The sequence below is a fragment of the Bacillus sp. 0102A genome (assembly GCF_036765155.1).
Classification (GTDB): Bacteria; Bacillota; Bacilli; order Bacillales; family Bacillaceae; genus Bacillus; species Bacillus subtilis_G.
The window spans coordinates 119,544-139,682 of the sequence record NZ_JBAIZW010000001.1 but is presented as its reverse complement, the minus strand read 5'-3'; the positions used below and the strand labels follow the sequence as shown (position 1 = coordinate 139,682).

The 20,139-nt window shown below is 43.8% G+C and carries 26 protein-coding genes, 1 pseudogene and 1 riboswitch; of the genes and pseudogenes, 25 read left to right on the top strand and 2 right to left on the bottom strand.

Features of this window, described 5'->3' with window-relative positions:
• Positions 1-78: 78 nt before the first annotated feature.
• From V6D41_RS00800 to lysA, 19 genes are all read left to right on the top strand, one after another.
• A complete protein-coding gene (locus V6D41_RS00800) occupies positions 79-294 on the top strand; it encodes a hypothetical protein (protein ID WP_333516960.1) in 216 nt (71 codons plus the stop codon).
• A gap of 91 nt (positions 295-385) precedes the next feature.
• Positions 386-1,030: a stage II sporulation protein M gene (gene spoIIM, locus V6D41_RS00795; protein WP_333516959.1), complete on the top strand. Its 645-nt coding sequence runs from the start codon at positions 386-388 to the stop codon at positions 1,028-1,030.
• A gap of 112 nt (positions 1,031-1,142) precedes the next feature.
• Positions 1,143-1,592: a ferric iron uptake transcriptional regulator gene (gene fur, locus V6D41_RS00790; RefSeq protein ID WP_010328189.1), complete on the top strand. Its 450-nt coding sequence runs from the start codon at positions 1,143-1,145 to the stop codon at positions 1,590-1,592.
• A 124-nt stretch (positions 1,593-1,716) separates the two neighbouring features.
• The gene (locus V6D41_RS00785; protein WP_003223970.1) at positions 1,717-1,944 is read left to right on the top strand and encodes a YqzK family protein; all 228 of its coding nucleotides are present in this window, start codon (positions 1,717-1,719) and stop codon (positions 1,942-1,944) included.
• 7 nt (positions 1,945-1,951) lie between these two features.
• Positions 1,952-2,842, top strand: coding sequence for a site-specific tyrosine recombinase XerD (gene xerD, locus V6D41_RS00780; protein WP_333516958.1), 891 nt, complete (start codon positions 1,952-1,954; stop codon positions 2,840-2,842).
• A 163-nt stretch (positions 2,843-3,005) separates the two neighbouring features.
• Positions 3,006-4,190 carry a phosphopentomutase gene (gene deoB, locus V6D41_RS00775; protein ID WP_333516957.1) on the top strand — a complete coding sequence of 395 codons (1,185 nt, stop codon included), beginning with the start codon at positions 3,006-3,008 and terminating at the stop codon, positions 4,188-4,190.
• A 12-nt stretch (positions 4,191-4,202) separates the two neighbouring features.
• Complete coding sequence (locus V6D41_RS00770) at positions 4,203-5,018, top strand: purine nucleoside phosphorylase I, inosine and guanosine-specific (RefSeq protein ID WP_333516956.1); 816 nt, start codon at positions 4,203-4,205, stop codon at positions 5,016-5,018.
• Between the two features lie 154 nt (positions 5,019-5,172).
• The gene (gene dacF, locus V6D41_RS00765) at positions 5,173-6,342 is read left to right on the top strand and encodes a D-alanyl-D-alanine carboxypeptidase DacF (RefSeq protein WP_333516955.1); all 1,170 of its coding nucleotides are present in this window, start codon (positions 5,173-5,175) and stop codon (positions 6,340-6,342) included.
• Positions 6,343-6,437: 95 nt separating this feature from the next.
• On the top strand, positions 6,438-6,791 hold the full coding sequence (gene spoIIAA, locus V6D41_RS00760) for an anti-sigma F factor antagonist (RefSeq protein WP_087990603.1): 354 nt from the start codon (positions 6,438-6,440) through the stop codon (positions 6,789-6,791).
• Positions 6,788-7,228 carry an anti-sigma F factor gene (spoIIAB, locus tag V6D41_RS00755; protein ID WP_087990602.1) on the top strand — a complete coding sequence of 147 codons (441 nt, stop codon included), beginning with the start codon at positions 6,788-6,790 and terminating at the stop codon, positions 7,226-7,228. The genes spoIIAA and spoIIAB overlap by 4 nt, the downstream gene beginning before the upstream one ends.
• Positions 7,229-7,239: 11 nt before the next feature.
• On the top strand, positions 7,240-8,007 hold the full coding sequence (gene sigF, locus V6D41_RS00750; protein WP_087990601.1) for an RNA polymerase sporulation sigma factor SigF: 768 nt from the start codon (positions 7,240-7,242) through the stop codon (positions 8,005-8,007).
• A 127-nt stretch (positions 8,008-8,134) separates the two neighbouring features.
• Positions 8,135-8,755 carry a stage V sporulation protein SpoVAA gene (spoVAA, locus tag V6D41_RS00745; RefSeq protein WP_333516954.1) on the top strand — a complete coding sequence of 207 codons (621 nt, stop codon included), beginning with the start codon at positions 8,135-8,137 and terminating at the stop codon, positions 8,753-8,755.
• Positions 8,745-9,170 (top strand): stage V sporulation protein SpoVAB, encoded by a 426-nt coding sequence (gene spoVAB / locus V6D41_RS00740; RefSeq protein WP_148961947.1) that lies wholly within the window; start codon positions 8,745-8,747, stop codon positions 9,168-9,170. Before spoVAA ends, spoVAB begins: the two co-directional genes overlap by 11 nt.
• Before the next feature lie 12 nt (positions 9,171-9,182).
• Positions 9,183-9,635: a stage V sporulation protein AC gene (gene spoVAC, locus V6D41_RS00735; RefSeq protein ID WP_148961946.1), complete on the top strand. Its 453-nt coding sequence runs from the start codon at positions 9,183-9,185 to the stop codon at positions 9,633-9,635.
• Between the two features lie 13 nt (positions 9,636-9,648).
• Complete coding sequence (gene spoVAD / locus V6D41_RS00730; RefSeq protein ID WP_148961945.1) at positions 9,649-10,665, top strand: stage V sporulation protein AD; 1,017 nt, start codon at positions 9,649-9,651, stop codon at positions 10,663-10,665.
• A 1-nt stretch (position 10,666) separates the two neighbouring features.
• Positions 10,667-11,017 carry a stage V sporulation protein AE gene (gene spoVAE / locus V6D41_RS00725; RefSeq protein ID WP_333516953.1) on the top strand — a complete coding sequence of 117 codons (351 nt, stop codon included), beginning with the start codon at positions 10,667-10,669 and terminating at the stop codon, positions 11,015-11,017.
• Positions 11,018-11,024: 7 nt separating this feature from the next.
• On the top strand, positions 11,025-11,642 hold the full coding sequence (gene spoVAEA / locus V6D41_RS00720; protein ID WP_087990596.1) for a stage V sporulation protein SpoVABEA: 618 nt from the start codon (positions 11,025-11,027) through the stop codon (positions 11,640-11,642).
• The gene (locus V6D41_RS00715) at positions 11,587-13,068 is read left to right on the top strand and encodes a spore germination protein (protein ID WP_333516952.1); all 1,482 of its coding nucleotides are present in this window, start codon (positions 11,587-11,589) and stop codon (positions 13,066-13,068) included. Before spoVAEA ends, V6D41_RS00715 begins: the two co-directional genes overlap by 56 nt.
• 106 nt (positions 13,069-13,174) lie before the next feature.
• On the top strand, positions 13,175-14,494 hold the full coding sequence (gene lysA / locus V6D41_RS00710; protein ID WP_333517413.1) for a diaminopimelate decarboxylase: 1,320 nt from the start codon (positions 13,175-13,177) through the stop codon (positions 14,492-14,494).
• Between the two features lie 30 nt (positions 14,495-14,524).
• Here the strand turns inward: lysA and V6D41_RS00705 are convergent, their stop codons facing one another.
• On the bottom strand, positions 14,525-15,397 hold the full coding sequence (locus V6D41_RS00705; RefSeq protein WP_148961438.1) for a DUF1002 domain-containing protein: 873 nt from the start codon (positions 15,395-15,397) through the stop codon (positions 14,525-14,527).
• 257 nt (positions 15,398-15,654) lie between these two features.
• Between V6D41_RS00705 and V6D41_RS00700 the strand changes: the two genes are divergently transcribed.
• On the top strand, positions 15,655-16,086 hold the full coding sequence (locus tag V6D41_RS00700) for a peptidylprolyl isomerase (protein ID WP_087990809.1): 432 nt from the start codon (positions 15,655-15,657) through the stop codon (positions 16,084-16,086).
• A gap of 165 nt (positions 16,087-16,251) precedes the next feature.
• Here V6D41_RS00700 and V6D41_RS00695 read toward each other — a convergent pair.
• Positions 16,252-16,459, bottom strand: a pseudogene (locus V6D41_RS00695) (spore germination protein).
• Between the two features lie 313 nt (positions 16,460-16,772).
• Between V6D41_RS00695 and V6D41_RS00690 the strand changes: the two are divergent.
• The 5 genes from V6D41_RS00690 (at position 16,773) to ribD (ending at position 20,134) form a co-directional block, all read left to right on the top strand.
• Complete coding sequence (locus tag V6D41_RS00690) at positions 16,773-16,979, top strand: zinc ribbon domain-containing protein (RefSeq protein ID WP_003223929.1); 207 nt, start codon at positions 16,773-16,775, stop codon at positions 16,977-16,979.
• 36 nt (positions 16,980-17,015) lie between these two features.
• Entirely contained in the window at positions 17,016-17,429 is a 414-nt protein-coding gene (locus tag V6D41_RS00685) for a hypothetical protein (RefSeq protein WP_333516951.1), read from the top strand.
• Between the two features lie 94 nt (positions 17,430-17,523).
• Complete coding sequence (sipS, locus tag V6D41_RS00680; protein ID WP_333516950.1) at positions 17,524-18,078, top strand: signal peptidase I sipS; 555 nt, start codon at positions 17,524-17,526, stop codon at positions 18,076-18,078.
• A gap of 232 nt (positions 18,079-18,310) precedes the next feature.
• Positions 18,311-18,655 (top strand): hypothetical protein, encoded by a 345-nt coding sequence (locus tag V6D41_RS00675; protein WP_087990589.1) that lies wholly within the window; start codon positions 18,311-18,313, stop codon positions 18,653-18,655.
• Between the two features lie 119 nt (positions 18,656-18,774).
• Positions 18,775-18,919, top strand: a riboswitch (FMN riboswitch).
• Between the two features lie 129 nt (positions 18,920-19,048).
• The gene (gene ribD, locus V6D41_RS00670; RefSeq protein WP_333516949.1) at positions 19,049-20,134 is read left to right on the top strand and encodes a bifunctional diaminohydroxyphosphoribosylaminopyrimidine deaminase/5-amino-6-(5-phosphoribosylamino)uracil reductase RibD; all 1,086 of its coding nucleotides are present in this window, start codon (positions 19,049-19,051) and stop codon (positions 20,132-20,134) included.
• The last annotated feature ends 5 nt before the right edge of the window (positions 20,135-20,139 follow it).

The window sequence follows — 20,139 nt, the reverse complement described above, 5'->3', positions numbered from 1 at the left end:
ACAAGGTGCTGCTTTTTTTTATCATGAGTTCATTTTTTTGCTATAATTGTTATGAAAATCAATAAGGGAGTGATTAGCATGGCAAAAAGCCGAGCGAAAAAGAAGCGGGAGCATCTGCTGAGAAACGGCGGACGTGACGTCTTATTATCAAGAGGCAGCACACCATCCTTCAGTACACATGAAAGAATGACGAAAAGCAAAAAAGAGATGATGAATACAAGAAAGCCCAAGAATCCTTATGATCATATATCAGTTGATGATAAGGGTTTTTTTGTGCCCAAAAAAGCCGCCTAGCATTCTTCTCTTTTTGAAAAAGGGCATGTTTTTTCGTTTCTTTCATACAATCTATTAAATCAAATCACTAGAGCGGGCGGGAGGAAACGGAATGCGAAAAATCTCTTATAAGGACATCTTTCTCAGACATGTCAAAGATCATCTCTCTCTTTATATATTTGTCTCAGTCCTGTTTTTCATGGGCGTCATTTTTGGGGCGATTATTGTCAACAGCATGACCATCAGCCAGAAAGAAGATTTATATTACTATTTAAGCCAATTTTTCGGACAGCTTTCGGAGGGAAAACAGGCCAGTTCATCCGATATGTTTGGGCAAAGTATCTTTCATAATGTAAAATATTTAGGACTGATGTGGATATTGGGGATTTCCGTCATTGGGATGCCGATTATTTTCATCATGATCTTTCTGAAAGGAATCGTTGTCGGCTTTACTGTCGGATTTCTCGTCAATCAGATGGGAATCAGCGGTTTTTTCTTATCCTTTGTCTCCGTTTTGCCGCAAAATGTACTGCTAATTCCGGCTTATCTCATTATGGGCACATGTGCAATTGCGTTTTCATTAAAGTTAATCAGGCAGCTGTTCGTTAAACGAAGCCTGCATGATGCGCCGATTCAGTGGTTCGGCCAATATGCCCTCGTGCTTCTGGTCATTCTGTTTTTAGCACTGATCTCATCTCTCTTTGAGGCATATTTATCTCCTGTGTTAATGGAAAAGCTTACATTGAGACTTTTTTAAAATAATTATTAAAAGAAAAACATTTTATTTATCAGTTTATAATAATTATAGTTGGAACTCTGCGCGTATTTTGTTATAATGAGTCATGGAATGCGGCGTAGGAGGGAAAGACATGGAAAACCGTATTGATCGAATTAAGAAACAACTGCACTCATCCAGCTACAAACTTACGCCTCAGCGTGAAGCGACAGTAAGAGTGCTGCTTGAAAACGAAGAAGACCATTTAAGCGCAGAAGACGTATACCTCCTCGTAAAAGAGAAATCTCCTGAGATCGGTCTCGCAACAGTATACCGTACGCTTGAATTATTAACTGAATTAAAAGTCGTTGATAAAATTAACTTTGGAGACGGCGTGTCCCGTTACGACCTACGGAAAGAGGGCGCAGCTCACTTTCATCATCACTTGGTGTGCATGGAGTGCGGAGCCGTTGATGAAATTGAAGAAGATTTGCTGGAAGACGTGGAAGAAATCATTGAACGTGATTGGAAATTTAAGATTAAAGATCATAGATTGACGTTTCACGGCATTTGCCACCGCTGTAACGGAACAGAAACTGAATAGACGGTGCCGAGCGCGAACCTTTTCTCACGGGGAAAGGGTTTTTTGCTGTTTCTATGTATAAAACCTTTCTGATTTGGCATATGGTTTAAATAACTGGAACCATAGGGAAAGGATCGATTAGGACATGGGAAGATTCCTGAAAACAGCTCTCGATGCATTGAAAGTTTTCATCCTGTTTACCGGTTTTACCGCTCTGTTCTATTATGCTATGATATGGGTGAATCAAGAATATGAAAACTATCATCGGTACGATAAACCGGAAGGCTCCGCTGTAAAAGTTGTTGAAATGGATCAGGATGAAAAAGGCGGATGGTTCGACCGGTTGATCTTTTTTTACCAAAACGGGGAGTAGATCTAGAGTGAAAGATCAAATAAAGGATTTCATCCACTACGTCATGGTAGAGAGAGGGCTTTCACAAAACACGGTGGTATCCTATGAACGGGACCTGAAAAGCTATTCTCTCTATTTAACAGAAACCCTTCATGTTACAGATTGGAATCACGTAACCCGCATACATATTATCCAATATTTAAAGCACTTGAAGGACTCGGGGAAATCCGGCAAGACATCAGCGAGGCATTTGGCATCCATTCGCTCTTTTCACCAATTTCTGCTCAGGGAAAAGGTGACGGACAAGGATCCTTCCGTTCATATCGAAACACAAAAGACTGAACGGGCGCTTCCGAAGGTGCTCGCGCTCAATGAGGTCGAGCGATTATTGGACACGCCTAAACTGACGAGCCCTTTCGGCTATCGGGATAAAGCGATGCTGGAGCTGCTTTATGCGACAGGCATACGAGTCAGTGAAATGATAGAATTGAAAACGGCAGACGTTCATTTATCCATGGGTTTTGTCCGCTGCTTCGGGAAAGGAAGAAAAGAACGGATTGTGCCAATCGGTGAAGCTGCCGCTTCCGCCATTGAGGAATATATGACGAAAGCCAGGGGGAAACTACTGAAAAACAAAGTGTCTGACGCCCTCTTTTTAAATCATCACGGCAAGCAAATCAGCCGTCAGGGGTTTTGGAAAAACCTAAAGAAAATCGCCCTTCAAGCCGGAATCAAAAAAGAGCTGACCCCTCATACTCTCAGGCATTCCTTTGCGACGCATCTGCTTGAGAACGGGGCTGATCTTAGAGCGGTGCAGGAAATGCTCGGCCATGCGGATATATCCACGACGCAAATTTATACGCATGTGACGAAAACAAGGCTGAAGGATGTGTACAAGCAGTTTCATCCGCGCGCCTAGCCGGGAGGGGGGCTGCGGCTTTTTTTGTTTAGCACGACAGAAAATATTGAAGTTTCTCATTATTTCCGAATGCATTGTCAACGGGAATGAAAACGGTTTATACTTGAGTTGTCAGACCTCTTAGCGATACAATAGACGTATAGAAAAAAAGGAGGCTTTCAAGATGCCTGCATACAAATATAATCGTGTGTTTTTAATTGTGATGGACTCAGTCGGAATCGGCGAAGCGCCCGATGCCGCTGACTTTAATGACGAAGGCGCCAATACGCTCGGGCATATTGCCGAGCATATGAATGGATTACATATGCCGAATATGGCAAAACTCGGCCTTGGTCTCATCGGAGATATCAAAGGTGTGGGAAAAACAGAACATCCGCTTGCGTATTATGGAAAAATGCAAGAAGCGTCTAACGGTAAAGATACCATGACCGGCCATTGGGAGATCATGGGCTTGTATATAGATAAACCGTTTAAAGTGTTCCCGGAAGGTTTTCCTGATGAACTGCTTCAGGAGCTGGAAAAGAGATCTGGACGCAAAATTATCGGAAACAAGCCGGCTTCCGGCACAGCGATTTTGGATGAACTTGGCCAAGAGCACATGGAGACAGGGGCTTTAATTGTATACACATCTGCTGACTCTGTTCTGCAAATTGCCGCTCACGAAGAGGTTGTGCCGCTTGAGGAGCTGTACCGTATTTGTGAAATGGCGAGAGAGCTGACGCTTGATCCGAAGTATATGGTAGGCCGCATTATCGCACGGCCGTTCGTCGGAGAGCCGGGACAATTCAAACGGACACCAAACCGTCATGACTATGCGCTTAAGCCGTTTGACCGCACTGTCATGAACGAATTGAAAGACAGCGGCTTAGATGTGATCTCAATCGGAAAAATCTCTGATATCTATGACGGAGAAGGCATTACTTCTTCACGGAGAACAGTTTCCAATATGGACGGAATGGACAAAGTGATCGACACGCTGGGAGAAGACTTTACAGGTTTGAGCTTTGCGAACCTTGTTGATTTCGACGCCTTATTCGGACACCGCCGCGATCCGGAAGGCTACGGACGCGCGCTTGAAGAATTTGATGCGCGGCTTCCGGAAGTATTTGAGAAAATGAAAGAAGACGATCTGTTAATCATTACAGCCGACCACGGCAATGATCCGGTTCATCACGGTACCGACCATACACGCGAGTATGTGCCGATTCTCGCTTACAGCAAAAAACATAAGAACGTGCAAATGCTGCCGCTTGCAGATACATTTGCTGATATCGGCGCGACGATCGCTGATAATTTCCAAGTGAATAAACCGAAATACGGAAAAAGCTTTTTATCTTCATTACAATAGGGGGACTGTTTCTTGAAAGACAGAATCGAACGCGCAGCCGCTTTTATTAAGCAAAACCTGCCGGAATCTCCAAAGATCGGCCTTATTTTAGGATCTGGTCTTGGCATTTTGGCAGACGAAATCGAAAATCCGGTCAAACTGAAATATGAAGACATACCAGAATTCCCGGTATCTACTGTTGAAGGACATGCCGGCCAGCTTGTGCTTGGCACCCTTGAAGGAGCTTCCGTCATTGCGATGCAGGGCCGTTTTCATTTTTATGAAGGCTATTCAATGGAGAAAGTCACTTTCCCTGTACGTGTGATGAAAGCGCTCGGCGTGGAAGCATTGATCGTGACAAACGCCGCTGGCGGCGTCAACACTGAATTCCGTGCGGGAGACTTAATGATCATTACCGATCATATCAATTTTATGGGAACAAATCCGTTAATCGGGCCAAACGAAGCCGATTTCGGCGCCAGATTTCCAGATATGTCTTCAGCCTATGACAAAGATCTATCCGGCTTGGCTGAAAAGGTTGCGAAAAACCTTAACATTCCGATCCAAAAAGGCGTGTATACCGCTGTGACAGGACCTTCTTACGAAACACCGGCAGAAGTCCGTTTCTTAAGAACAATGGGCTCTGACGCAGTCGGCATGTCCACTGTTCCGGAAGTTATTGTGGCTAATCATGCCGGAATGCGTGTCCTTGGCATTTCCTGCATCTCTAACGCGGCAGCCGGAATTCTGGATCAGCCTTTAAGTCATGATGAAGTAATGGAAGTGACGGAAAAAGTAAAAGCAGGATTCTTGCAGCTCGTAAAAGCAGTCGTCGCTCAGTACGAATAAAAACAATAACAAGATCAAAAGACAGCTGTGTCTGACATGACGCAGCTGTCTTTTTTTATGCCCAAAAAAGATACGAAACATTTTCCATCAGTGGCGTATAAAACCATCCCGCTTGGAAAAAATAAAAAAGATTATGAAATGGAGGGCTTTTGAGATGAAACGTCTTTTATCCACTTTGTTGATTGGTATAATGCTGCTTACATTTGCACCGTCTGCATTTGCAAAACAAGACGGAAAAGGCACATCGGAGCTTGCTCATGAAGCGAAGTCTGCGGTGCTGATAGAACGTGACACGGGAAAAGTGCTTTACAACAAGAACAGCAATGAGAGACTGGCTCCTGCAAGCATGACGAAAATTATGACGATGCTTTTAATTATGGAAGCTTTAGATGAAGGCAAAATCAAAATGAATGATAAGGTCCGTACAAGTGAGCATGCGGCTTCAATGGGCGGATCACAAATTTTCCTCGAGTCAGGTGAGGAAATGACTGTCAAAGAAATGCTGAAAGGCATCGCAATCGCTTCGGGAAATGACGCTTCCGTAGCGATGGCTGAATTTATTTCCGGCTCTGAAGAAGAATTTGTAAACAAGATGAACAAAAAAGCAAAAGAGCTGGGCTTGAAAAACACATCCTTTAAAAACCCGACCGGATTGACCGAGGAGGGCCATTACAGCTCTGCTTATGACATGGCAATCATGGCTAAGGAATTATTGAAATACGAATCAATCACGAAATTTACAGGCACGTATGAGGATTACCTGCGGGAAAATACAGATAAAAAGTTTTGGCTCGTCAACACGAATCGGCTTATTAAATTTTATCCTGGTGTAGACGGCGTGAAAACGGGCTATACAGGAGAGGCGAAATATTGTCTGACAGCTTCGGCTAAAAAAGGAAACATGCGGGCCATTGCGGTTGTGTTCGGGGCGAGTACACCTAAAGAAAGAAACGCGCAAGTGACAAAGATGCTTGATTTCGCTTTTAGTCAATACGAAACACATCCTTTATATAAACGAAATGAAATAGTAGCAAAAGTAAAGGTCAAAAAAGGAAAACAAACATTTATCGAACTCACTACTTCTGAGCCGATTTCAATATTGACGAAAAAAGGCGAGGATATGAAAAATGTGAAAAAAGAAATCAAAATGAATGACAATGTAAGTGCTCCGATTCAAAAAGGCCAGGAGCTTGGCACACTCGTTCTGAAAAAGGATGGAGAAGTGCTTGCTGAAAGTCCTGTTGCTGCTAAAGAAGATATGAAGAAAGCCGGTTTCTTAACATTCTTGAAGCGGACGATGGGAGACTGGACAAAATTTAAGTAATTATGCCGAATGACCACTAGTTTTGTCACGGTGAAGGAATTTATTCCGTCGAAATCGAAACACTCATTATCCGATCATATCAAGGAGGAATGAGCATGAGCCTTGGAATTGACATGCATGTCAAAGAATCTGTGCTTTGTATTCGATTAACAGGCGAACTCGATCACCATACGGCTGAAACCCTAAAACACAAAGTAACTCAATCACTGGAGAAGGATGATATTTGCCATATCGTACTGAACTTGGAGGACCTTTCCTTTATGGACAGCTCGGGGCTTGGCGTCATTTTAGGAAGATACAAGCAAATTAAGCAAACTGGCGGGGAAATGGTCGTTTGCGCTATCTCCCCTGCGGTGAAGCGGCTGTTTGATATGTCGGGCCTGTTTAAAATTATCAGATTTGAACAATCTGAGCAGAAGGCGCTGCTGACACTGGGGGTGGCATCATGAAAAATGAAATGCATCTTGAATTTTCTGCCCTCAGCCAGAATGAATCGTTCGCCCGTGTGACAGTTGCTTCATTTATTGCCCAGCTAGACCCGACTATGGACGAACTGACCGAAATCAAAACAGTCGTGTCAGAGGCTGTAACGAATGCCATTATCCATGGATACGAAGAGAACTGTGACGGAAAAGTTTACATCTCAGTGACGCTGGAAGATCATGTCGTATATATGACCATTCGTGATGAAGGCATGGGCATTACAGATCTTGACGAAGCCCGCCAGCCTTTATTCACGACTAAGCCTGAGCTTGAGCGATCTGGAATGGGCTTTACCATTATGGAAAATTTCATGGATGATGTCAGTATCGATTCATCGCCTGAGATGGGGACAACGATTCGCTTAACAAAGCACTTATCAAAAAGCAAAGCGCTTTGTAATTAAGGAGATTTGTTATGGATGTGGAGGTTAAGAAAAACGGCAAAAACGCTCAGCTGAAGGACCATGAAGTAAAGGAATTAATCAAACAAAGCCAAAATGGCGACCAGCAGGCAAGAGACCTCCTCATAGAAAAAAACATGCGTCTTGTTTGGTCTGTCGTACAGCGGTTTTTAAACAGAGGATATGAGCCTGATGATCTTTTCCAGATCGGCTGCATTGGGCTGTTAAAATCTGTTGACAAATTTGATTTAACCTATGACGTGCGTTTTTCAACGTATGCAGTACCAATGATTATCGGTGAAATTCAGCGTTTTATCCGCGATGATGGAACTGTAAAGGTATCAAGGTCATTAAAAGAACTCGGAAACAAAATCCGGCGCGCGAAAGATGAGCTTTCAAAAACACTGGGCAGAGTGCCGACAGTGCAGGAGATCGCCGGCCATTTGGAGATTGAAGCTGAAGATGTCGTACTCGCTCAAGAGGCGGTAAGGGCGCCGTCTTCGATTCACGAAACGGTATATGAGAATGACGGAGATCCAATAACCCTGCTTGATCAAATCGCTGACAACTCTGAAGAAAAGTGGTTTGACAAAATTGCACTGAAAGAAGCGATCAGAGATTTGGAAGAAAGGGAAAAACTAATCGTCTATCTCAGATATTATAAAGACCAAACGCAGTCTGAGGTGGCTGAGCGGCTTGGGATCTCTCAAGTTCAGGTTTCAAGGCTTGAAAAGAAAATATTGAAACAGATCAAGGTTCAAATGGATCATCCGGATAGCTAGTCTGCCATGCAGGCTGGCTTTTTTGTGTGCAAAAAGCGTGGTAATTTATGGTCTTTTCGAGCGGATGAATGAGAACAAAATCGAACCACATACTACATATATAACCACCGAAAGATGGTGATCAATAATGGAACGACGTATATATATCCGACTTCGCCACAGGGTGCTGGCCCATCCGGGAGATATCATCACGGTTGGAGATGCCGCGCAAATTGAAGGACAGATTCAGCTGAAAAAGAAACTTTCGGCTATGCCGCTTTATCAGGTGAGCGAAAAAGATAAAAATATCGTAATTCTGGATATCATACAAGTCCTCAAAGCCATTCATTTACAAGATCCGGCACTTGATGTTCAAACAGTTGGCGGAGCAGAAACCATTGTCGAAATTCAATATCGCAAACGGAAAATGTCAACGGTTCTGTTTATCGGTGTCTGGCTGCTTCTGTTTATCGGATCGTGTCTTGCCATCATGAACTTTCATGAGGATGTAAGCATGGGAGATGTTCATATCGCACTATATGAAATCATAACCGGAGAGAGGAATGACTATCCATACTTGCTTCAAATCCCATACAGCATCGGTTTGGGACTGGGGATGATCGTGTTTTTTAACCATATCTTTAAAAAGCGCCTTAATGAAGAGCCCAGTCCGCTGGAGGTTGAGATGTTTAACTATCAGCTTGATCTCGATCACTATGTGGCCATGCATGAGAATCAAGAGACAATAAAGGACCTGCATGATCGTTAGTGCATTGCTCATTATTTTTGTCGGGCTCGGCGGAGGCATCACGGTGGGGGCTGGCTTCGTTGCTTTTTTAACCGTAATGGGAATCATTCCGCGGCTGATGCAGCTCACCAAAACGATGAGATTCGTTCAGGCCTATGAAGCAGCTGTTATACTTGGCGCTGTTTTCGGGGGATGGGAGACGCTTCATATGAACCATCTTTTTTTAACAAAATGGATTGCCGTACCGGTCGGGCTGCTGGCAGGTGTGTTTGTCGGGATGCTCGCAGCTGCCCTTACTGAGGTTTTAAATGTCCTGCCGATTTTAGCAAAACGAATCGGGCTCAGAAGTAAAATCATTATTTTGTTAATGGCCATCGTGATTGGGAAAATAGCGGGGTCTTTATTTCACTGGCTGTATTTTATTGATCATTCATAAGGAGGTTTCAAGATGACAAACATAAAAGAAAACTACAAATCAAAAGTGAAAACATATCAGCCTAAGCCGCCTTACGTCTGGAATTGTGTCAAAGCCTTTCTTGTAGGCGGTCTGATCTGTGCGATCGGACAAGGTCTGCAAAATTTTTATATTCATTTTTTCGATTTTGATGAAAAAACAGCGGGAAATCCAACGGCGGCAACACTGATATTAATTTCAGCCTTGCTTACCGGGTTTGGCATCTATGACAGAATCGGGCAGTTTGCAGGCGCCGGTTCAGCCGTGCCGGTCACAGGTTTTGCCAACAGCATGGCAAGCGCGGCTCTTGAATATAAAAGCGAAGGGTTCGTGCTCGGAGTAGCGACAAACATGTTTAAACTGGCGGGGAATGTCATCGTTTTCGGTGTTGTGGCTGCGTACATCGTCGGAATGATTCGGTTTGCTTTTGAGAAACTGATGTCATAGGAGGAGAAGAAAAATGAAATTAACAGGAAAGCAAACCTGGGTATTTGAAAATCCATTATTTGTAAACTCGGCGGGAACAGCAGCAGGACCGAAGGAAAAAGACGGACCGCTCGGCTCTTTATATGATAAAACCTATGATGAAATGCACTGTAATCAAAAAAGCTGGGAGATGGCTGAACGCCAGCTGATGGAAGATGCTGTTAATACAACGCTTCAAAAAAGTAATCTGACAAAAGATGATATTGATCTATTGCTGGCAGGTGACTTGCTGAATCAAAATGTAACGGCCAACTATGTGGCAAGACACTTAAACATCCCGTTTCTTTGTATGTTTGGCGCCTGTTCAACATCAATGGAAACAGTGGCTGTCGCATCAGCCTTAGTTGACGGCGGATTTGCCAAGAGAGCGCTCGCTGCCACCAGCAGTCATAATGCTACAGCGGAAAGACAGTTTCGCTATCCGACGGAATACGGGGGTCAAAAACCGGACACCGCCACCTCTACTGTGACCGGAAGCGGAGCTGTTGTTATCAGTCAGACACAGGGTGATATCCAAATCACAAGCGCGACTGTCGGAAAGGTCTCTGACTTAGGAATTACAGATCCGTTTGATATGGGATCCGCCATGGCTCCGGCGGCAGCAGATACGATTAAGCAGCACTTTAAAGATCTCAACCGGACAGCTGATGACTATGATTTGATTCTGACAGGTGACCTATCCGCCGTCGGATCTCCCATCGTAAAAGATCTTTTAAAAGAAGATGGCTATCCGGTCGGCACAAAACATGATGATTGCGGGCTTTTAGTTTATACACCGGATCAGCAGGTCTTTGCCGGAGGGAGCGGCTGTGCTTGTTCAGCGCTTGTCACCTACTCTCACATTTTTAAGCAGCTGAGAGAAGGAAAATTAAACCGTGTATTTGTCGTGGCGACTGGAGCGCTGTTAAGCCCGACGATGATCCAGCAAAAAGAAACCATCCCGACCATTGCCCACGGGGTTGTATTTGAGCGTGCGGGAGGTGCATCTTAACATGGACTACCTTTTGGCTTTTGTATGCGGCGGGGCCATTTGTATCGTTGGCCAGCTGCTCTTGGATATTTTTAAATTGACGCCAGCCCACGTCATGACAACATTTGTTGTGAGTGGCGCGATTTTAGATGGTTTCGGCATTTACGATAAATTTATTGAATTTGCCGGAGGAGGCGCCACCGTTCCGATCGTCAGCTTCGGCCACAGCCTTCTGCACGGTGCCATGCACCAGGCGCATATACATGGATTTATCGGAATCGGCATGGGGATTTTTGAGCTGACCTCTGCTGGTATCTCAGCCGCCATTCTCTTCGCCTTTATCGTAGCTGTTATTTTCAAACCGAAAGGATAATGCCGACATGACGACAAAACGAAAGGTCATACTGGTAACAGACGGGGATGTATATGCCGCTAAAACAATTGAATACGCCGCAAGCAAAGTGGGAGGGCGATGTATATCACAATCAAAGGGCAATCCCTCCATTCGCAGCGGCGCGGAGCTTGTCAAGCTGATCACCTCAGCACCGTATGATCCCGTATTTGTCATGTTTGATGACTCCGGCCTTCAAGGAGAGGGTCCGGGAGAAGCCGCTCTAACCTATGTCGCAACCCATCCGTCAATTGAAGTGCTCGGTGTGATTGCGGTCGCATCAAAAACACATCAGGCAGAATGGACTAGGGTTGATGTAAGCATTGACCGCAATGGAGAAATAACTGAATACGGTGTAGATAAAGTCGGAGAACGGGAATTTGATGAACACAGAATGAACGGAGATACAGTCTATTGCCTTGATAAACTTGATCTCCCGCTTATTGTCGGTATTGGGGATATTGGCAAAATGGGCAGAAAAGACGATATCTCAAAAGGGTCGCCCATCACCATGAAAGCGGTCGAGTTTATTTTAGAAAGGAGCGGGTATCATGCCGGACCAAAAGAAAGAGAAAATCCGGGTTTATCGGAATCCAGACAAAAATGAAGCATACTTTAAAAACCGTGTCGGGATGGGAACGAGCTACGATGTAGGGATTCGCAAGCTCACCATTTTAGACAAAGAAATCCAGCTTTACTATTTGAATGGATTATGTGATACGGCCTTTATCATTCATTTAATGAGAGAACTCGTTGCCATTAACAATCGGGATGAGGATCCAGATCATCTGGTCGATATTGTCGAAAACAGGCTTCTTAACGCCCAGGTCGAAAAAGTAAAAACGCTGGATGAAACAACTGACCAGTTGCTGTCGGGATTAGTCGCAGTTATTGTTGAAGACACGGGCTTCGCATTTATTATTGATGTCAGAAGCTATCCGGGCAGAAATCCGGAAGAACCTGATACGGAAAAGGTGGTCAGGGGAGCCAGAGACGGATTTGTTGAAAATATCGTCGTCAATACGGCTCTTCTCAGAAGGCGGATCAGAGACGAACGACTTCGCATTAAGATGACAAAGGTTGGCGAGCGATCAAAAACGGATCTGAGCATTATTTATATTGAAGATATTGCAGATCCGGATCTGGTAGATATTGTGGAAAAAGAACTTGCTGCCATTGATGTCGACGGCTTAACGATGGCTGACAAAACAGTAGAGGAATTCATTATTAAACAAGGCTACAACCCGTATCCGCTCGTCCGCTATACTGAAAGACCCGATGTCGCGGCCAATCATGTGCTTGAAGGCCATGTCGTCATCATGGTTGATACATCGCCGAGTGTGATTATCACACCGACGACATTGTTCCACCATGTCCAGCATGCTGAAGAATACAGACAGGCGCCTGCAGTCGGTACTTTTTTAAGATGGGTGAGATTTTTCGGTATCATGGCATCCACTATACTTCTCCCGATCTGGTTTCTCTTTGTGCTGCAGCCGGACCTGCTGCCCGAGAATATGAAATTTATCGGTTTAAATAAAGATACGCATATCCCGATCATCCTGCAGATATTCTTAGCTGACTTAGGAATCGAATTTCTCAGAATGGCCGCCATTCACACACCGACCGCTTTATCGACAGCAATGGGATTAATTGCTGCTGTGCTGATCGGACAGATTGCCATTGAAGTCGGCCTGTTTTCACCAGAGGTGATTCTATACGTCTCACTTGCAGCGATCGGAACCTTTACGACGCCTAGTTATGAATTGAGTTTGGCAAATAAAATGAGCCGACTTGCCCTCATGATACTCGTTGCCTTATTTCATGTAAAAGGGCTTGTTATCGGTTTTACAGTGCTAATTATTGCCATGTCCAGCATCAAATCCCTGCAAACACCGTACTTATGGCCGCTGATGCCCTTTAACGGCAAGGCGCTGTGGCAGGTACTGGTCCGCACAGCGAAACCAGGCGCAAAAGTAAGACCAAGTATCGTTCACCCAAGAAATCGCTTAAGACAACCTACCAATTCATAATCGCATTGAAACTGACTGAAGAGTATGATAATGTATGTCTTAATTATGAAGGGACAGTCCATAAAACTGTCCTTTTCACCCATAAGCGAAGAAAGAGGGAATGACATTGTTCTTACATGGCACAAGCAGACAAAATCAACATGGGCATTTAGAAATCGGAGGTGTGGACGCTCTTTATTTAGCGGAAAAACATGGAACACCTCTTTACGTATATGATGTGGCTTTAATACGTGAGCGTGCTAAAAGCTTTAAGCAGGCATTTATTACTGCAGGGCTGAAAGCACAGGTGGCATATGCGAGCAAAGCATTCTCATCAGTTGCAATGATTCAGCTTGCTGAGGAAGAGGGACTTTCTTTAGATGTCGTGTCCGGTGGAGAGCTTTATACAGCTGTTGCAGCGGGCTTCCCTGCAGAACGCATTCACTTTCATGGGAATAACAAGAGCAGGGAAGAACTGCGGATGGCACTTGAGCATCGCATCGGCTGCATTGTGGTGGATAATTTCTATGAAATTTCGCTTTTGGAAGACCTATGTAAAGAAACGGGACACTCCATCGATGTTCTTCTTCGAATCACGCCCGGAGTAGAAGCGCATACGCATGACTACATTACAACTGGCCAGGAAGATTCGAAGTTTGGTTTCGATCTTCATAACGGACAAACTGAACGGGCGATTGAGCAAGTATTACACTCAGAACACATTCAGCTCCTGGGTGTCCATTGCCATATTGGCTCGCAAATTTTTGATACGGCCGGTTTTGTGTTAGCAGCGGAAAAAATCTTCAAAAAACTCGATGAGTGGAGAGAATCATACTCGTTTGTATCCAAGGTGTTGAATCTCGGAGGAGGTTTCGGCATCCGTTATACCGAAGAAGATCAACCGCTTCACGCTACTGAATACGTTGAAAAAATTATCGATGCTGTGAAAGAAAATGCTGCCCGTTACGGTTTTAACATTCCGGAAATTTGGATCGAACCGGGGCGTTCTCTCGTGGGAGATGCTGGCACAACCCTTTATACGGTTGGCTCTCAAAAAGAAGTGCCTGGCGTTCGCCAGTATGTGGCTGTAGACGGAGGCATGAACGACAATATTCGTCCTGCACTTTATCAGGCTAAGTATGAAGCAGCGACAGCCAATCGTATCGGAGAAGCACATGACAATACCGTATCGATTGCCGGAAAGTGCTGTGAAAGCGGTGATATGCTGATTTGGGATATTGATCTGCCAGAAGTAAAAGAAGGCGATCTTCTTGCCGTTTTTTGTACAGGCGCATACGGATACAGCATGGCCAACAATTACAATCGAATCCCGAGACCTGCCGTTGTATTTGTAGAAAATGGAGAGGCCCATTTAGTCGTGAAGCGAGAAACATACGAGGATGTTGTCAAACTTGACCTGCCCTTTAAAACGAGTGTAAAGCAATAAGAAAGGCGCCGAATCTCTCGGCGCCTTTTCTTATTTGAATATAGAAACAATCGCATTCCAGATAGATACGAAGAAATCAATAACTTTTTGGATGAAGTTTTTTCCCTCATCTGATTCTATGAATTTCGTAATCTTATCTTTCGCTTTATCAAGCTGATCACCGACCTGTCCCCAGTCGATGTCAACATTTTTCATTTTATTGAATAAGGAGACAAGCTGATCTTTTTGGCTATCTGTAAGTGTGACGTTTAAGTCAGAAGCCGCGTTGTCCACTTGTTTTTCAATGTCAGCCTTATTGTCAGGCACACCGTTTTTAGCAAATTCTTCTTTGATTTTTGCAATCAGTGCAGCCGCATTTTCGTTACCGATTTTTTCTCCAAGCTTTGATGTCGTGACAAGCTCTTGGTTGGCTACTTGCTTAACATCCTCTGAGATCGCTTCATCAGAAGAAACTTCATACGCCTTAATTAATCCGGTTAAAGCCGCAGTTCCGGATACCTCAAACGGTGCTGTCACATACACCTTCGCATCTTTAACACCGGCTGTCATCAGCGCATTTAGGTACATTTCATCTGTAATGCCGCTGATATGATGTGTCTCAACATTCAGTCCAGAGCCTTTTTTGGCGATGGTTATCGACGATGAAGAAATCGCTCTTGATCCGATTTGAGCGTTCGATATATATTTTCCTAAATATTCATGCTCTTCCTTATTGGTCACCGTTACCGTTGTGGCATTATCAGGGACATTCATTTCATTAAGCACTTTTTGTTTATCAGATTCTGACAAATCAGCACCCAGTGTGACAATGACATCTCCAACTGCGGCATCCGCGAGACTGACTTTCGGAACCGTCAGCAGCAAAACGGCCGCTGCCAGCATTCCAATCCATATTTTTTTCAAAGCAGTTTGACCTCCTTCAATTTCACAAGCAGCTGGATAGAGCTGCTTTGCGAGGACCTGAATCATGATGAAAAGACAGTTCCGTTAGGTTAGACGGAGATAAAGACATTCAGGTTTCATTTTTATTTTTTACTAAAGCCGGAAGATTCGTTTTCCCCCGAAAGGTGTGGTATAATAGCCGCGACAAGGAGAGACAGGCTATAACCTATCATACATAATCTCCTTTGAAAATTAAAATAAAGAAAGTAGGCATACAATTGAAAACAGGTTACTTTTTATTAGAAGACGGCAACAAAATTGAATTTGAACTTTACCCTGAAGCTGCACCGGGCACTGTCGCAAACTTTGAAAAGCTTGCGAACGAAGGTTTCTATGACGGGCTTACATTCCACCGAGTGATTCCGGGCTTCGTCAGCCAAGGAGGCTGCCCGCACGGAACTGGCACAGGCGGTCCTGGATACACAATCAAATGTGAAACAGAAGGAAACCCGCACACTCATGAAGCGGGTTCGCTTTCTATGGCACATGCAGGAAAAGATACTGGCGGCAGCCAATTTTTCATCGTTCATGAGCCACAGCCTCATTTGAACGGGGTTCACACTGTATTCGGTAAAGTAACAAGCGGACTTGAATTCGCGAAAAACATGTCTAACGGCGACGTCATGAAAGAAGTTCGTGTAGAAGGCTAATCGGCAGGCAAAAGGCTTCCTCGTATCGAGGGAGTTTTTTTTGTTTTCCTAAAATATACCAAAAAACCGTCCGAGTGCTGAGGCGGTAAAAACAAACAGGCATTATTAGGTTGAAGTGAAGATGCGGCGAGTGTTTCCCTGCCTTTCGCTTGATGATGAAATTAATTAAAATATTTTGGTCACGTTCTGATCAGTAAATTGATGGTTAATTAGTTTGGCTTACAAAGTTGTTTTCAATGACAATTCCCGTATGCGAGCCGCCGGAACCAGACACAGATTTGGACACAGTTAATGGCCTGATCATAAAAGCGCCGCCTACGTTCACTACGCTGTTTCCGGAAATGTTGTTTATATTGATAGGATAAACAATCACACTATCGAGTCTCCTTTCATATTATTCTATTTTTTATATGTATTAGTGCTAGAGGCGTTAAGCGTAAACTTATTGGTGAAAATAATTATCTTTTATATGAAGTCGTGCAAAGGTGATAGATTCTTCAATCATTTCATCTTGTTTAGCGAGTCATGCGTATTCGCTTCCAATTCAAGTTGCATAATGGGATTTTTTGTATGGAGTTCATATGTCAAATTAAGAAAACTTTAAAGTTACATCGTTCATAAAAATGGTATTTTGTAGTAAAATAAATCAAAATCAAACGTAATGTGATGAAAAGGAGTTTGGCGTTATGAACAACAAAGGCTGTATAAAATGCGGAAGCACTGAAGCTGGTCAAAAAGAAATCGCCACAACCGGCACGGGATTATCAAAGTTGTTTGACGTGCAGCATAACCGTTTTCTAGTGGTGTACTGCAAGAATTGCGGATATTCAGAGTTTTATAATAAAGAATCCTCAACAGCCGGCAACATATTGGATTTGTTTTTTGGAGGCTGATCCCTGTTTTCGAGCTTCAATGATTTTAAACACATCATGAAAGCAAAACGGGATGCCGGTAATATCACCTGTGAAATAGGCTGCCGTAAACATTCCAGTACCCTTCATGACGTGAATCATTTTGTAAAGCGCTATGGGTATCATGAACTTGGCGATCAATGGAATGCAGCAGATGAACAGACTGCCCGTCACCTCATGACTTATATCCTATCTAAAGATTTAGCATACGAGTTCACTCTTTCTTCCAAGTCCATTGCTTCTGAATTATGCGATTATTTTTTTGATTACTTTGCGGATGTCCCTACGTATTATACAAATGCTGATGTTGTTGTTCAGTCCGGTTATGTTGAACTAAGCAGCTGGACTCCAATTTCCCAAGCGACATTTGATGCAGGGCTGGTGATTGACAAGAAAAAGATAGGCATGATTCGGGTAGAAGATGAAGATTAATAGAGGGTAAAATCATGTCAATGGTCCTGATAGGATTTCTTTTCGATTCGTGATAACATAAATTTGAAGACCGTTGTTTATTGGAGGAAATCAGTTGAAATCAGAAAATGTTTCGAAGAAAAAAACAATGTTAGAATGGGCAAAAGCAATTGTGATTGCTGTCGTTCTCGCTTTGCTCATCCGCCATTTTATTTTTGCGCCGTATGTCGTTGATGGTGAGTCCATGGAGCCTACCCTTCATGACCATGAAAGGGTATTTGTCAATATGACAGTCAAGTACATAGGTGAGTTTAAGAGAGGGGATATCATCGTGCTAAACGGGGATGATGTCCACTATGTCAAGCGGATTATCGGCCTGCCTGGAGATACGGTTGAAATGAAAAACGACCAGCTCTATATCAATGGGAAAAAGGTGGCCGAGCCTTATTTGGCAGCTAATAAAAAGAGAGCGAAGCAGGACAATTATGACCATTTGACCGATGATTTCGGCCCGGTGAAAGTGCCTGATGACAAGTATTTTGTGATGGGGGATAATCGGCGGAACTCAATGGACAGCCGAAACGGGCTTGGCCTCTTCACGAAAAAACAAATTGCCGGCACGTCAAAGTTTGTGTTCTTCCCATTTAACGAAATGCGTAAAACAAATTAGGATTGAGCAGCTTCCGAACAGGGGCTGCTTTTTTTATTTCTTTTTTATATTCATCCCCCAAAACCAGAACATAAATTCGTATAACTATAGAAAAGAAATTGCAGAAAGGTGAAACATATTCTCGTTATGCATCGTTATATTAATAATTTACGAGAAATGACGGTTTTTTATTCATGAAAAAGTGGAATAACTCATATGAATGAATAGATTCATATCGGCTGGAGGTTTAAAAATGGGAAGAATAAAAACCAAGATTACCATTCTGTTAGTGCTTTTGCTTTTACTTGCAGGCGGTTATATGTACATAAATGGTGTTGAGCTGAAGGATGTTCCGACAGCAATTGGACAAACCTTGTCCTCGGAAGAAGAGGAATACACCATTCAGGAATATAAAGTGACGGAAATTGACGGCTCTGAATATCATGGAGAAGCCGAAAACGGCACGAAAATCATCTTCAATGGAAAAAAATTAAATCAGGATTTGTCTGATATAGAAGAAGGCGACAAGATTAAGGCATACTTCAGCAAATCAAAGCGGATCGACGGATTAATTAAAGTTGCCAAAGTGAATGATTAACAAAACATCACCTTTCGGATTGAAGGGTGATGTTTTGTTTTCTTAAATTGTAAGTTTATTTCATTGCGTACTTTAAGAAGGATCGCTATAATAGCCAATAAGGACAAATAAATAAAGATTGTATCCTTCGGGGCAGGGTGGAAATCCCGACCGGCGGTAGTAAAGCGAATGCGCTTTAGAGCCCGTGACCCGTGTGCATCAGCGCGCGGTGGATTCAGTTTAAGCTGAAGCCGACAGTGAGAGTCTGGATGGGAGAAGGATGATGAGCCGCTATGCAAATGGTTCAAAAATGCATAGTGTTATTTCTTATTGCGTAAAATACCTAAAGCCCCGGATTTTTCATAAATTCGGGGCTTTTTGACGGTAAATCAATAAAAGAGGGGAGGGAAATAAATGGAAGAGTATTATATGAAGCTGGCATTAGATCTTGCGAAGCAGGGCGAAGGACAGACCGATTCTAATCCGCTCGTCGGCGCTGTTGTGGTAAAAGACGGACAAATTGTCGGAATGGGCGCCCATTTAAAATATGGGGAACCTCATGCAGAAGTTCATGCCATCCATATGGCCGGCTCCCACGCAAAGGGTGCTGATATTTACGTGACACTCGAACCGTGCAGCCATTACGGAAAAACACCGCCATGTGCAGAGCTGATTATCAACTCTGGAATCAAAAGAGTGTTTGTGGCGATGAGAGACCCTAATCCGCTTGTGGCTGGAAGAGGAGTCAACATGATTGAAGAAGCCGGTATTGAAGTAAAGGAAGGCATCTTGGCAGACCAGGCGGAGAAGCTGAATGAAAAATTCCTGCACTTCATGAGGACAGGCCTCCCTTACGTCACGCTAAAAGCTGCCGCCAGTCTTGATGGAAAGACAGCCACCAGCACGGGCGAGAGCAAATGGATCACGTCAGAGGCTGCAAGACAGGATGCTCAGCAATACAGGAAAACACACCAAAGCATTTTAGTCGGAGTTGGCACCGTGAAAGCCGACGATCCGAGCTTAACCTGCAGGCTGCCGAATGTGGCAAAACAGCCGGTTCGGGTGATCCTTGACACCGAACTCTCGATTCCTGAGGACGTCCGAGTGATTTGCGATCAGGAAGCGCCGACATGGATTTTCACAACGGCACGCGCAGACGAGGAAAAGAAAAAACGGCTTTCAGCTTTGGGAGTGAACATATTTACGTTTGAAACAGATCACATTCAAGTTCCTGATGTTCTGAAAATCCTTGCAGAAGAAGGCATTATGTCTGTGTATGTGGAAGGCGGGTCTGCTGTTCACGGAAGCTTTGTCCAAGAAGGCTGTTTTCAAGAAATCATCTTCTATTTTGCCCCCAAACTAATCGGAGGAACGCATGCTCCCAGCTTAATCTCCGGTGAAGGTTTTCAATCAATGAAAGATGTCCCCTTATTGCAATTCACTGATATAACCCAAATCGGCCGTGATATCAAACTAACGGCAAAACCGATAAACGAGTAGGATGG

What these genes read in the sequence shown, in the direction of transcription:
- V6D41_RS00800 (WP_333516960.1), top strand. Translation starts at nt 79, where the DNA reads ATGGCAAAAAGCCGAGCGAAAAAGAAGCGGGAGCATCTGCTGAGAAAC.
- spoIIM (WP_333516959.1), top strand. Translation starts at nt 386, where the DNA reads ATGCGAAAAATCTCTTATAAGGACATCTTTCTCAGACATGTCAAAGAT.
- fur (WP_010328189.1), top strand. Translation starts at nt 1,143, where the DNA reads ATGGAAAACCGTATTGATCGAATTAAGAAACAACTGCACTCATCCAGC.
- V6D41_RS00785 (WP_003223970.1), top strand. Translation starts at nt 1,717, where the DNA reads ATGGGAAGATTCCTGAAAACAGCTCTCGATGCATTGAAAGTTTTCATC.
- deoB (WP_333516957.1), top strand. Translation starts at nt 3,006, where the DNA reads ATGCCTGCATACAAATATAATCGTGTGTTTTTAATTGTGATGGACTCA.
- dacF (WP_333516955.1), top strand. Translation starts at nt 5,173, where the DNA reads ATGAAACGTCTTTTATCCACTTTGTTGATTGGTATAATGCTGCTTACA.
- spoIIAA (WP_087990603.1), top strand. Translation starts at nt 6,438, where the DNA reads ATGAGCCTTGGAATTGACATGCATGTCAAAGAATCTGTGCTTTGTATT.
- spoIIAB (WP_087990602.1), top strand. Translation starts at nt 6,788, where the DNA reads ATGAAAAATGAAATGCATCTTGAATTTTCTGCCCTCAGCCAGAATGAA.
- sigF (WP_087990601.1), top strand. Translation starts at nt 7,240, where the DNA reads ATGGATGTGGAGGTTAAGAAAAACGGCAAAAACGCTCAGCTGAAGGAC.
- spoVAA (WP_333516954.1), top strand. Translation starts at nt 8,135, where the DNA reads ATGGAACGACGTATATATATCCGACTTCGCCACAGGGTGCTGGCCCAT.
- spoVAB (WP_148961947.1), top strand. Translation starts at nt 8,745, where the DNA reads ATGATCGTTAGTGCATTGCTCATTATTTTTGTCGGGCTCGGCGGAGGC.
- spoVAC (WP_148961946.1), top strand. Translation starts at nt 9,183, where the DNA reads ATGACAAACATAAAAGAAAACTACAAATCAAAAGTGAAAACATATCAG.
- spoVAD (WP_148961945.1), top strand. Translation starts at nt 9,649, where the DNA reads ATGAAATTAACAGGAAAGCAAACCTGGGTATTTGAAAATCCATTATTT.
- spoVAE (WP_333516953.1), top strand. Translation starts at nt 10,667, where the DNA reads ATGGACTACCTTTTGGCTTTTGTATGCGGCGGGGCCATTTGTATCGTT.
- spoVAEA (WP_087990596.1), top strand. Translation starts at nt 11,025, where the DNA reads ATGACGACAAAACGAAAGGTCATACTGGTAACAGACGGGGATGTATAT.
- V6D41_RS00715 (WP_333516952.1), top strand. Translation starts at nt 11,587, where the DNA reads ATGCCGGACCAAAAGAAAGAGAAAATCCGGGTTTATCGGAATCCAGAC.
- V6D41_RS00690 (WP_003223929.1), top strand. Translation starts at nt 16,773, where the DNA reads ATGAACAACAAAGGCTGTATAAAATGCGGAAGCACTGAAGCTGGTCAA.
- V6D41_RS00685 (WP_333516951.1), top strand. Translation starts at nt 17,016, where the DNA reads ATGAAAGCAAAACGGGATGCCGGTAATATCACCTGTGAAATAGGCTGC.
- V6D41_RS00675 (WP_087990589.1), top strand. Translation starts at nt 18,311, where the DNA reads ATGGGAAGAATAAAAACCAAGATTACCATTCTGTTAGTGCTTTTGCTT.
- ribD (WP_333516949.1), top strand. Translation starts at nt 19,049, where the DNA reads ATGGAAGAGTATTATATGAAGCTGGCATTAGATCTTGCGAAGCAGGGC.